Below are 12,978 nucleotides of genomic sequence, written 5' to 3' on the forward strand. Positions count from 1 at the left end.
TTAAGTCTTATTTATGGCGGCCATCATCTAAACCGCCAAACTTAAAAGCAGCACTAAGCTAATCGATATCAGCTTAGTACTAAAATGTATTACTTAACGAACGACTCACCATATTCCATCGGCTCAAGTTTAAAGTAACTCGCGATGGATTGGCCAATATCGGCGAAACTTTTACGACGGCCCAATGAGCCAGCCGCTAGACCTGCGCCAAGTGCTAATACAGGTACACGTTCACGAGTATGATCTGTCCCCTTCCAGCTAGGATCACAGCCATGATCGGCTGTTAATATTAGCAAGTCATCTTCGTTGAGCAGTTCGAGCATCTCAGGCATACGGGAATCGAAATATTCCAGCGCCTTGGCATAACCAGCGATATCGCGGCGATGACCGTAGTGAGAGTCAAAATCGACAAAGTTAGTGAACACTATGGTTCTGTCACCCGCTTGTTTAACTTGCTCAAGCGTGGCATCAAACAAGGCTTCAAGCCCAGTAGCCTTCACCTTCTTGGTAATACCGCAGTGTGCGTAGATATCGGCAATCTTACCGACACTAACCACTTCACCGCCTGCAGCAGCAAGCTTGTCGAGTACCGTCTTTGCTGGTGGCTCAACGGCATAGTCACGACGATTTCCGGTACGTTCGAAATTACTGGCGTCAGTCCCCACGAAAGCACGCGCAATCACGCGGCCAATATTATACGGTTCAAGCTCTTCACGAGCAATAATGCATAAATTGTAAAGGTTTTCTAAGCCAAAGCTCTCTTCATGACAAGCGATTTGAAACACTGAATCAGCCGAAGTATAGAAGATTGGCTGGCCAGTGCGCATATGCTCTTCACCAAGCTCTTCTAAAATAGCCGTACCAGATGCATGACAGTTACCCATATAGCCATCGAGACCAGCTCGAGCCAGAATTTTATCGGTCAGCTCTTTTGGAAAAGAATTAGTCAGATCAGAGAAATATCCCCACTCGTATAAGACTGGCACGCCCGCCATTTCCCAATGACCGCTAGGTGTGTCTTTACCCGTGCTCAGTTCATCTGCATGACCATAGGCACCGATAATTTCAACATTGTCACTGAAACCTGCGGCAAACTCACCCGTACTCTCTTTACCCGCCATGGCCAAACCTAAGCGTGAAAGATTAGGTAGCTTTAGTGGCCCTTCACGGCCAATATCTGCTTTACCTTCGGCACAAGCTTTGGCTATGCTGCCAAAAGTGTCAGACCCGATATCGCCGAAAGACTCTGCATCACTTGCAGCGCCAACACCGAATGAGTCCATCATCATGATGATTGTTCTTTTCATAAAAACCTCTTACGCAGCCTTGTTACAGATCTTCTGCGCGAATATAACGATAAATTTCAGGCGTTTTCTCAGGACGGCTATCGGCGATCTTAATCGCACCTCTAACAGCCGCCGCAGCTTCTTCAAATGCCGAGTCACTCTGTGCGTGGATCATAGCAATCGGTTTGTCAGTCGTGATCTCATCACCCAAAGCACAAACTTCGGTTAGACCTACGCTGTAATCGAGTGCATCTCCAGGTTTGCGGCGACCACCACCTAAGCTAACGACTGCAAGCCCAAGTTCACGGGTATCCATGGATGAGGCGAAACCAGCCTGTTCTGCATATACCGGACGCACTATCTTCGACTCAGGTAAGTATAAACCTGGGTTTTCAACAAAGTCAGTCGGACCACCAAGTCCTGAAATCATCCGGCCAAAAATTTCAGCGGCCTTACCATTATCAAGCACTTGATTAAGCTTTTGTCTGGCTTCAGCTTCGCTTGACGCTATGCCACCTAATTGCAGCATCTCGGCACATAATCCCATGGTCACTTCATACAAACGTGGGTTACGATATTTGCCAGTCAGAAAATCAACAGCCTCTTTCACTTCTACCGCATTGCCGGCACAAGATGCGAGTACTTGATTCATGTCTGTCAGCAATGCAGTGGTTTTAGTCCCAGCACCGTTGGCCACAGCAGTAATACTGCGAGCAAGATCTTCAGAGTCTTTGTAAGTAGGCATAAATGCGCCACTACCCACTTTTACATCCATCGCCAATGCATCTAAACCAGCAGCTAGCTTCTTAGATAATATTGAGGCAACAATTAGCGGAATGGATTCAACGGTAGCGGTGTTATCACGAATAGAATAGAAACGCTTGTCTGCAGGAACTAGATCGCCAGTTTGACCAATAATGGCTACACCAGCTTCTTTAACGACTTTTCTGAATAATGCACTATCTGGTTCAGTTTGATAACCAGGAATGGCATCAAATTTATCTAAAGTGCCACCAGTATGGCCTAGGCCACGTCCAGATATCATTGGCACATAGCCGCCACATGCAGCCGCCATTGGGCCAAGCATGAGACTAATAACATCACCGACACCACCAGTACTGTGCTTGTCGATGATAGGGCCGTCTAGATCTAAGCTCTGCCAGTTAAGTACTGTGCCAGAGTCACGCATGCCAGTAGTGATAGCAATACGCTCATCCATATTCATATCATTGAAGTAAACCGCCATACCAAAGGCTGCTATTTGCCCCTCTGATACACTGCCATCTGTGATGCCATTAACGAAGAACTGGATCTCTTCATTCGATAGAACTTCAGCATTACGCTTTTTACGAATAATCTCTTGTGCTAGAAACATGGTACTGCCTCCGAATTTGTAACTAAAATTCAGTTTTAAGCCACAAACTCTTTTATAAAACACCAAAACTGTAACTTTGCTACATTTGATACTAGCCCAGTTTTGATGTCTTCAATTAGATTTAGATCACACTTAACTAAAAAGATTAGCCTTATTCTGCATATTTAAACAATAAGGCTGTTTGACATAGCTGTTGTGACTTAGTAACCCTGTGGACCTTTAGCGGCATCGCCAAGTTCTAAAGTGTGCAGTAAGTTAACGAGCAAGCTTGAGGCACCAAAACGGAAGGTACGCGGAGTCGCCCAGTCATCACCAAGAAGACGAGCAGCAACAGCCAAGAACTCACCAGCAGCCGCGGCATCACGAACGCCACCGGCAGGCTTAAAGCCAACCTTAGTGTTCTTTTCGCTGATCACTGTCATCATGATCTCAGCCGCTTCTAAAGTGGCATTAACGGCAACTTTACCGGTAGATGTTTTAATAAAATCGGCGCCTGCATCGATACAAAGCTCTGATGCTTTACGAATAAGAGCGGCATCGGCTAATACACCTGATTCGATGATAACTTTTAACAGAACTTCTTCGCCACACGCTTCTTTACAAGCTTTAACAAGTTCGAAACCAACAGTTTCATTACCGGCCATTAGTGCACGGTATGGAAAAACCACATCAACTTCGTCAGCGCCATAAGCAACGGCTGCACGAGTTTCTAATACGGCGATTGCGATATCATCGTTGCCATGTGGGAAGTTAGTCACTGTTGCGATACGAACGCTTTCAGCGCCCATGTCGTTCAATGTCTTACGGGCAATAGGAATGAAGCGAGGATAGATACAGATAGCGGCAGTGTTACCGGCAGCGGTCTGCGCCTTATGACAAAGTTCGATCACTTTCTGATCGGTATCATCGTCATTAAGAGTTGTTAAATCCATCAGTTCAATGGCTTTTTGTGCAGCTTTTTTTAAATCGCTCATAATAGTTCTCCGAAACAATATTCAATGTGTAAAAGTTAAAATAGTAAAATTGAAATAGTAAAATTGAAATAGAAGTCTACTTATGGCAGTGCCAATAGGGGCATTTTTGATTATTTTTATGGCCGGGCCTTCGGGCATTGCCTTAGATATCACCATAGGCGATATCTGATAATTCAGGTATTCAGTTCGCTATATACAATATAGCTATTATCCTGACACAAGGTCACGACTTGAATCCTTGAAGACCGGGAAGGGGAACTGAATCGTTACACTATAGTGTAAGGTTCCTGCCTTTCCGCGAAAAATCCATTTTAGCGCGTAAAACGTGTTTAACATTTACGTAAATATGCCATTGAATCTTGCATGCTTAAGTAAATATTAACACTCAATACCGAACTCGATTCCGCGTATTGAGTGTTAAGTAGAGCCAGTATCTGGCTCTATATCTGCTTACTTATTGCTAAGTACGAGTCTAAGACAAATGTCTATGAATCGATCTTAGAACTTGTAAGTAGCTGTTAGGTAGTGAGCAACACCAGTTGTTTCTAGACCAACGATACCAGCACCATCTTCAAGAAGGTATACATCGTTGTAAGCTTTTAGACCGTAACCTAAAGCGTAGTTGTCTGAATGCCAGTGAGCACCGAAGTACGCAGCGCCACCGCTAGAAGTCATAGGTACGAACTCGTTACCGTATTGATCGTCAGCACCGAACTGGTAATCAACATAACCCTGGAAAGAAACGAATGAACCGTTTTCGAAGAAGTAAAAAGGCTTGAACCAGTTCATTGAGAATTGGTAACCATTCCACTCTTTACCGTTCATGTCGTAATGAGCGTAAAGGTTTACGCCAGTCTTACCTAACCATGGAACCATAACATCAGCACCGACACCCCAGAAAGATGCATTTACATCTTCACCGATTATGCCGCCACCCCAGTTAAATAGAGTCGAGAAGTAAACTTCCTGGATTGGACCAACTGAAAGGTCTAGGCCAGTGATCGCATCGATAGAGAAGCGAGGTGCAAACTTCATGAACATTTTGCTTGAGCCAGAACCAGTCGCCTTGTCGCCTGAATCGCCTGTCGCTAGGTTGAATACATCAACATAACCATACAGGTCAACAACACCAGCGCGGCCGCCAAATTCCATTTCTAGGTAATCATGTCCGCTTTCGCCACCAGATGGAAGCTCGTCAAACGCGTACATTGCGTTGAACTGCATCCAGCTGTAATCGCCAGAACGAATATCTTCGCCGCGATCTGCTGCGAAAGTTGGTGCAGCCATTGCAGCTGTTGCTGCTAGCGCTGTAGCTAGTGCTATAGTTTTAACGTTTTTCATCATCAACCCCATTTATTTATGGTTTGCTGTTTTTATGAAACAGCGTTCTTTTCTTATGGCGCCGCATTTTACCCAAATTTACGTAAATCACAATATAATTTAAGTTAAAATGCGAACACAAAATTCTAACATTAGAACAAACACCTGATTATTCATGCTATTTGAGTCATAGCTTCAGAAAAAATCATATTTTAATCAATGTCTGTCTAACCACATTCCGCTCTGAATGTTAATAAAGAGCGCAGTGTTGTAAATGGTAATACTTCGAAAAATGGTTGAGCTAACTTGAACCCTGCCCCCATGAACAGAGTCCAGTAGTGGGAAGACCCACTGGATTTACCTTAGACATAAAAAGCAGCCCCTAGAGGCTGCCTTGAGATTATAACGCTAAGAATAGACCCGCTAGTGTCGCACTCATCAAGTTTGCAAGTGATGCTGCGATAACCGCACGAACACCAAGCTTAGCAAGGTCATGACGACGGCTTGGAGCCATTGCGCCTAGGCCACCAAGTAGAATTGCGATTGAAGATAGGTTAGCAAATCCACATAGTGCGAATGAGATGATAGCTTTAGTTCTATCAGTCATAGCAACACCAGTTTCAGCAACAACCATACCGCCATCAGCAATATCTTTTAGGTAAGGAGCGAAGTTTAGGTAAGCAACGAATTCGTTAACAATGATCTTCTGACCGATGAAAGAACCAGCAACAAGTGCTTCGCTCCAAGGTACACCGATAAGGAATGCTAGAGGCATGAAGATGTAACCAAGGATAAGTTCCAGAGTTAGGTTTTCAAAACCAACAAGACCACCAAGACCACCGATCATGCCGTTAAGCATGGCGATAAGGCCAACGAAAGCAAGTAGCATAGCACCAACGTTAAGTGCTAAATGCATACCAGAAGCAGCACCAGCAGCAGCAGCGTCAATGACGTTAGCTGGCTTGTCTGCATCTTCAGGCAAGTCGTTCATGTCGTTGTTAGTTTCTTCAGTCTCTGGATGCATAAGCTTAGCCATCATAAGACCGCCAGGAGCCGCCATGAATGATGCAGCAACTAGATACTCAATTTTAACGCCCATACCTGCATAACCAGCAAGTACCGCACCAGCAATTGATGCAAGACCACCAACCATGATAGCGAATAGCTCTGAGTTGGTCATAGTCGCGATAAACGGACGAACAACTAGAGGAGCTTCAGTTTGGCCGACGAAGATGTTTGCAGTAGCAGACATAGATTCTGTACGGCTTGTACCTAGTGCTTTTTGCAATCCACCACCGATGAACTTGATGACAAGTTGCATGATGCCTAGATAGTAAAGTACAGCAATCAAAGAAGAGAAGAAGATAATGACAGGTAGAACGCGGATAGCGAAGACGAAGCCCACACCGTTTGCGAACATTGCGTCAGTACCCAAACCGCCGAAGAGGAAGTTGATACCCGCTTGAGAGTAACCAATGACACTGGCTACACCCATTGAAACGCCACCTAGTACTTCTTGACCAATTGGAACGTAAAGAACGAAGCCACCGAAAGCAGCTTGAATAGCTAACGCACCACCAACGGTACGGTAGTTTATTGACTTCTTACCATTTGAAAGTAAAAAAGCAATTGTAAGTAAGGTGACCACCCCTACTAGACTCATTAAAATATCCATTAACCATCACCCTATATGTTAATACTTTTTAATTATGTTGTTAACCAACCTTTTTCGAGCTCGATTATACCCGAGCAATAGCTCAAAAGCGTCGTTTCGATCATGTTTTTGAAGTTTAATTTCAGTATCTTAGTCACAAACTACGATGCGACTGACACCTGTTTAAATTAATTTTAATTTAAGGTCAAAGAGTTGCACCACATTTCGAAACGCATGTTCTGAAATAAGAACACTCGATTTTTTTTGTAAATTTGCTATTTCGACGATAATTGACTGCAAAATAAGGGGGGTGTTGCGTGTTTCTGCTGAATTACTTGGTGTCATAGCAGGAGAATCTGTCTCAATGAGGAAAGAATCTAAGGGTAAATGAGCGACGCAATTTTTTAATTTCTGAGTATTGTGATTTAAAATTAACCCGCCTATCCCTAGTTTAAAGCCTAGTTTTATATACTCGTTGGCGATCTCCACGCTGCCATAAAAGCCATGTATCACACCCGCTTTTGGTAATGCATGTTTCCTTAATATAGAAAGCATCTCATTATGTGCTTTTACAACATGTAAAATAACTGGCAGTTCTAACTGTTTCGCCATCGTGAGCTGTGCTTCGAGTGACACTATCTGAGCTTGCCAATTTTTATTACGCAGTTTATCTAAGCCACACTCACCGATAGCCACTAATTTTGGATCAAATTGATACTTTTCGAGTTTCAGTTTTAGCTCAGCTAAGCTGACGGTTATTTCTTCATCACAAAACCAGGGATGGATCCCGAGTCCAAATGGACATACATACTCTTTAGCTATAGCTAACTGTTGATCCCAATGTGCGGGAGATACCCCTGGAATAACGGCCGTTTCTATCCCGGCTTGTTTCATTGAGTCAAACAGCTGTTTTCTGTCTGAGTCAAACTCAGCAAAATCTAAATGCGCGTGACTGTCGATTATCCGCATAAACTAGTCTCCCTTCTCATCGCCTCTTACTGTACGTAGAAGGTTTGTTTTTAAAGGCGGGTCTTGTAACCTAGGCGCACAACTGCGGCGGTTCTCAAGTGTTAGCCCCATGCGATCACACCAATTGGTGTAAGCTGTCCAACATTGCTTTATCCATTTCACCCTGCAGTCCTCACATATTGAATTCGATTTCGCCTCACCTCATGATAATCGTTATTCATAAAAAAAGCCCCAATCTCACGAGTGGGGCTTAATGACTAACAAGTCATGCTAACGATTAGTTTTCACGAGTCTTGGCAAACTTGATATCAGGATAACGCTCCATCGATAAGTTCAGATTCACCATAGTCGGTGCGATGTAGGTAAGATTATCACCACCATCGAGCGCTAAATTATTACTACACTTACGTCTAAAGTCTTCCAGTTTGCGTTCATCATCACAATAAACCCAACGAGCCGTTGAAACGCTAATGGCTTCGTAGATGGCCTCAACCTTATATTCTGTCTTTAAGCGTCCAACAACAACTTCAAATTGCAGCACACCCACGGCGCCTACAATCAAGTCATTTGAATCTATAGGTCTGAAAACCTGCACAGCCCCTTCTTCAGAAAGTTGTACTAATCCCTTAAGCAACTGCTTCTGCTTCAGTGGATCTCTCAAACGAATGCGACGGAACATTTCTGGTGCGAAATTAGGGATCCCCGTAAAACGCAGCTTTTCACCTTGAGTAAAGGTATCTCCAATTCGCATCGTGCCGTGGTTATGCAGACCAATAATATCACCAGGATAAGAAACGACAGCGCGATGACGATCGCCGGCCATAAAGGTCAATGCATCACTGACATTAACATCTTTGCCTAGACGCACATGGTGCATCTTCATACCTTGTTCATAGCGACCTGAACAGATCCGCATAAAGGCGACTCTATCTCTGTGCTTAGGATCCATGTTTGCCTGGATCTTAAACACAAAACCACTGAACTTTTCATCTTCAGGCTGAACAGCACGAGCTTCTGTCTCGCGTGGCTGTGGAGTCGGTGCCCACTCAACGATGCCATCCAGAATATGATCGACACCAAAGTTACCCAATGCCGTACCGAAATACACAGGGGTGAGTTCACCAGCAAGAAACATTTCGTGATCGAATTCGTTTGATGCACCACGTACAAGCTCTAGCTCTTCACGTACTTCACTCGCATAAGCGCCAATAACATCATCAAGCGCCGGATTATCTAGGCCTTTAATGACAACTGAATCTTGTATGGTGTGCCCTTGCCCACTCTGATAAAGGATCACTTCATCACGCAGTAAGTGATAAACACCTTTAAATTCCTTACCACTGCCGATTGGCCAAGTGATAGGCGCACAAGCAATATTCAAGACCTGTTCGACTTCATCCATTAATTCAAGCGGATCACGAATATCACGGTCACATTTATTCATGAAAGTCACGATAGGCGTATCACGCAAACGAGTCACTTCCATTAACTTAATCGTTCTTTGTTCAACACCTTTGGCTGAATCGATAACCATTAAGCAAGAATCTACCGCAGTTAGGGTACGATAAGTATCTTCGGAGAAGTCTTCGTGACCCGGTGTATCGAGTAAATTGATTAAGGCATCACTGTAGGGAAACTGCATCACAGACGTAGTAATAGAAATACCACGTTCTTTCTCCATCTCCATCCAGTCAGACTTGGCATGCTGCCCTGACTTCTTACCTTTTACCGTACCAGCCTTTTGTAGGGCGTTTCCGAACAAAAGTACCTTCTCGGTAATAGTGGTTTTACCCGCATCCGGGTGAGAAATGATGGCGAAAGTACGACGCTTGTCGACTTCAACTTTATAGCCTGACATGATTACCTGCAGATTCGTGGAGTGCTAAAAGCCGGCAATTATAGCGCCTAGTGTACAAATTAGCTAGATGACTGACCGTTGAAATATCACTTGTTCAGAACCCAGAGACGATAAAGCTCAGAGCTAACAATTAAAAACTGATAAATACAAAAATGCCACTTAAAAAAGTGGCATTTCTTACTCGACACTTAGACTTATTTATTCAGACTGCTGCTTCATTTTAGCATTAAGCTGCGCTAACTCGACTCTCGCATACCTGTGCTCAACAAAATCATAGATGTTGGTGGCGAGTGTCAAACGGAAATAATTCGCTGCATCACTGTATTGTCCTTGCTGTTGGGCAATTTTGGCAATATAAAAATAAGCTTCACATAAGCGTTCAGCATATTCATTTGGGTGTGACAGCCCCTGTTTTGCTGCAGTAAATACCTGCTCTTTACTGTTTTTACCTAAATAATAGTCAACCAGTATACTAGACCATGCATTGTTGGCTAACTGAGTACGGTTCTCTGCCAGATGTGTCTTGGCGACCTCTATACCTTGCTTGCTTTCGGTTAAGTACAACCATAAGGCGCGATAACCATCCTTAGGCTCTAAAGAATAGAATGATTGCATATCTGCTATAGCCAACTCATCACGCTCGCCATAATAAAGTGCGATACCCCGATTTAAGAAAGCATAATCATATTCTGGAGACAGCTCTAATACAGCATCAAATGCTTCATAAGCACTCTCAAACTCGCCTTCTTGAGTATAGTAAATGCCGATAAAGTTATAAGCATCAGCAAGATTTGGCTGCAGTTTCAGCGCCTGATGAAAGTCTATACGGCTTAAAATTCGTAATCCTACGCTATCGTAGATCACCCCGCGGTCATAATGAAAACGCGCTCTTTGTCCATCAGTTAAATCGACAGCAGATAAAATTTCATTTAACTTGGCTAACGTTATTTCAAGTTTATAGTCAGGAGTAACTGGTGAGACCATCACTTTCCCTAGCTCACTACCGCCAGACTGAGTCGATATACATCCAGTCAGAAAAATACTCATACCAGCCAAAACAGCGACTGCGGTGGTCCGCATTTTTTGATTCATCCATTTAACCCTTTGAGTTCTGCTATGCAGCTAATCATAGCAATCCCCTTTCACTACGGCTATCAGGGATTTAATTTTTTATCAATTCATTCAGCTTATTGCTAGAAATCGGCAAAGCTTTACATTGATAAAGCTTAGACAGTAGGTTTTAACACATAAGAAAACGACCAAGCACAAAAAAGGAGACCCTAAGGTCTCCTTTCAATCGTTTTACGAGTTAACGCTTATTCTGCAGCTGGTGCAGCTTCTGCTTTAGGTTGTGCTTCTTTCATTGAAAGACGTACACGACCCTGGCGATCAACTTCCATCACCTTAACTTTCACTTCTTGACCTGTCTGTAGGTAGTCAGAAACATTAGCAACACGCTCTTCAGCAATCTGAGAGATGTGAACTAGACCATCTTTACCTGGAAGAATTGTCACGAATGCACCGAAATCTACGATTCGTACAACTTTACCGTTATAGATAGTACCGACTTCAACTTCAGCTGTGATCTCTTCGATACGACGGATAGCTTCTTTAGTCGCTTCACCGTTAGACGATGCGATCTTAACAGTACCGTCATCATCAAGTTCGATTGTAGTACCAGTCTCTTCAGTAAGCGCACGAATTGTAGCGCCACCTTTACCAATCACATCACGGATCTTCTCAGGGTTGATCTTGATAGTGGTGATACGTGGTGCGTGATCAGAGATATCATCACGATGTGAACCAATAGCCTGGTCCATCACGTTAAGGATATGAACTCGAGCGCCATAAGCTTGCTGAAGTGCGATCTGCATGATCTCTTGCGTGATACCTTCGATCTTGATATCCATCTGCAATGCAGTGATACCATCACGAGTACCGGCAACTTTAAAGTCCATATCACCCAAGTGATCTTCATCACCTAAGATGTCAGAAAGTACGACGAAATCGTCACCCTCTTTAACTAGGCCCATAGCAATACCAGCAACAGAAGTCTTAATTGGTACACCCGCATCCATAAGAGCAAGAGAAGTACCACATACAGAAGCCATAGAGCTTGAACCGTTTGATTCAGTAATTTCTGAAACGACACGAACGCTGTATGGGAATTCTTCAGCAGAAGGCATAACTGCGTTAATACCACGCCAAGCTAGTTTACCGTGACCAATTTCACGACGCTTAGGTGAACCAACAAAACCTGTCTCGCCCACACAGTAAGGAGGGAAGTTATAATGAAGCATAAAGCGGTTAGTGTACTCGCCCATGATGCTGTCAACTTTCTGTGCATCACGCTCGGTACCAAGAGTACAAGTCACTAGTGCTTGAGTCTCACCACGAGTAAATATTGCGCTACCGTGAGTACGTGGAAGTACACCGGCCATCACATTAAGACCACGAACCATATCAGGCTCACGACCATCAATACGTGGGTTACCCGCTATGATGCGGCCACGTACGACTTTTTTCTCTAAACTTCCAAGCAACTTGCCTACTTCACGTAGATCGATATCGGCATTCTCAGCAACAAGCTTCTCGATAGCATCACTCTTAAGTGCGTTAACCGCATCACGACGCTCGCTCTTATCAGCAATCTGGTATGCAGCGGCAAAATTAGCCTCGGCAAGAACACGGATCTTCTCAACCAAGTCTGCATCGGCAACCGGAGCAGACCAATCCCATGCAGGCTTGCCCGCTTCGGCTTTAAGTTCCTTGATGGCAGTGATAACAACTTGCTGTTGCTCATGACCATAGGCAACACTGCCTAGCATCACTTCTTCTGCCAATGATGCAGCTTCAGACTCAACCATCAATACAGCGCCTTCAGTACCTGCGACGATTAGGTCTAGGTCACTTTCGGCTAACTGACTAACTTCAGGGTTAAGTATATATTCGCCGTTGATATAACCAACGCGTGCTACACCCAGTGGACCATTGAATGGCAGACCAGATATAGCTAGGGCTGCAGAAGTACCTATCATAGAGATGACATCAGGGTTGATTTCAGGATCCACAGAAACCACTGTGATGATGACCTGAACTTCATTCTTGAAGCCGTTAGGGAATAATGGACGAATCGGACGGTCAATAAGACGTGCGATCAGCGTTTCACTCTCAGATGGACGACCTTCACGCTTGAAGAAACCACCCGGGATTTTACCCGCTGCGTAAGTTCTTTCCTGGTAATTCACGGTAAGAGGGAAAAAGTCGCGACCCGGCTCTTCTTCTTTCTTTCCAACTACAGTAACCAATACTGTAGTATCGCCCATGCTTGCTAAAACGGCAGCGTCTGCTTGACGTGCTATTACCCCAGTCTCTAATGTGACTGTGTGCTGACCATACTCAAAACTCTTTACGATTGGATTCACGTGAACCATTCCTTAAATTTAATTATCTTAATTACGCGCGTAAGTATACTTCATCTCTATTCAATAGATAAAGGGCACAGATTGATGACAAAGCCGAAACTTTTCTCTAAAGTGAAT

9 protein-coding genes are annotated in these 12,978 nt (G+C 44.0%); all 9 read right to left on the reverse strand.

The features are described 5' to 3' along the window. Positions 1-89: 89 nt before the first annotated feature. Complete coding sequence (locus tag FM038_RS18575; protein ID WP_142870516.1) at positions 90-1,307, reverse strand: phosphopentomutase; 1,218 nt, start codon at positions 1,305-1,307, stop codon at positions 90-92. A 22-nt stretch (positions 1,308-1,329) separates the two neighbouring features. Beyond that, on the reverse strand, positions 1,330-2,661 hold the full coding sequence (deoA, locus tag FM038_RS18580) for a thymidine phosphorylase (protein WP_142870517.1): 1,332 nt from the start codon (positions 2,659-2,661) through the stop codon (positions 1,330-1,332). 200 nt (positions 2,662-2,861) lie between these two features. Further along, positions 2,862-3,635, reverse strand: coding sequence for a deoxyribose-phosphate aldolase (gene deoC, locus FM038_RS18585; protein WP_142870518.1), 774 nt, complete (start codon positions 3,633-3,635; stop codon positions 2,862-2,864). Between the two features lie 498 nt (positions 3,636-4,133). After that, a complete protein-coding gene (locus FM038_RS18590) occupies positions 4,134-4,976 on the reverse strand; it encodes a nucleoside-specific channel-forming Tsx family protein (protein WP_142870519.1) in 843 nt (280 codons plus the stop codon). Between the two features lie 379 nt (positions 4,977-5,355). Beyond that, on the reverse strand, positions 5,356-6,630 hold the full coding sequence (locus tag FM038_RS18595) for a NupC/NupG family nucleoside CNT transporter (protein ID WP_142870520.1): 1,275 nt from the start codon (positions 6,628-6,630) through the stop codon (positions 5,356-5,358). A 162-nt stretch (positions 6,631-6,792) separates the two neighbouring features. Then, positions 6,793-7,572, reverse strand: a complete 780-nt coding sequence (locus FM038_RS18600) for a TatD family hydrolase (RefSeq protein WP_185965668.1) — start codon at positions 7,570-7,572, stop codon at positions 6,793-6,795. A 283-nt stretch (positions 7,573-7,855) separates the two neighbouring features. Beyond that, positions 7,856-9,436: a peptide chain release factor 3 gene (prfC, locus tag FM038_RS18605; RefSeq protein WP_142870522.1), complete on the reverse strand. Its 1,581-nt coding sequence runs from the start codon at positions 9,434-9,436 to the stop codon at positions 7,856-7,858. 198 nt (positions 9,437-9,634) lie between these two features. Next, on the reverse strand, positions 9,635-10,528 hold the full coding sequence (gene nlpI, locus FM038_RS18610) for a lipoprotein NlpI (RefSeq protein WP_142870523.1): 894 nt from the start codon (positions 10,526-10,528) through the stop codon (positions 9,635-9,637). A 224-nt stretch (positions 10,529-10,752) separates the two neighbouring features. Continuing rightward, on the reverse strand, positions 10,753-12,861 hold the full coding sequence (gene pnp, locus FM038_RS18615; protein ID WP_142870524.1) for a polyribonucleotide nucleotidyltransferase: 2,109 nt from the start codon (positions 12,859-12,861) through the stop codon (positions 10,753-10,755). Positions 12,862-12,978 lie beyond the last annotated feature (117 nt).

Source organism: Shewanella eurypsychrophilus (assembly GCF_007004545.3).
Lineage (GTDB): Bacteria > Pseudomonadota > Gammaproteobacteria > Enterobacterales > Shewanellaceae > Shewanella > Shewanella eurypsychrophilus.

Bases quoted from the DNA above. Each gene is read 5' to 3' on its own strand.
- deoC (WP_142870518.1), bottom strand. From the start codon at position 3,635: ATGAGCGATTTAAAAAAAGCTGCACAAAAAGCCATTGAACTGATGGAT.
- prfC (WP_142870522.1), bottom strand. From the start codon at position 9,436: ATGTCAGGCTATAAAGTTGAAGTCGACAAGCGTCGTACTTTCGCCATC.
- deoA (WP_142870517.1), bottom strand. From the start codon at position 2,661: ATGTTTCTAGCACAAGAGATTATTCGTAAAAAGCGTAATGCTGAAGTT.
- nlpI (WP_142870523.1), bottom strand. From the start codon at position 10,528: ATGAATCAAAAAATGCGGACCACCGCAGTCGCTGTTTTGGCTGGTATG.
- FM038_RS18575 (WP_142870516.1), bottom strand. From the start codon at position 1,307: ATGAAAAGAACAATCATCATGATGATGGACTCATTCGGTGTTGGCGCT.
- FM038_RS18595 (WP_142870520.1), bottom strand. From the start codon at position 6,630: ATGGATATTTTAATGAGTCTAGTAGGGGTGGTCACCTTACTTACAATT.
- FM038_RS18590 (WP_142870519.1), bottom strand. From the start codon at position 4,976: ATGAAAAACGTTAAAACTATAGCACTAGCTACAGCGCTAGCAGCAACA.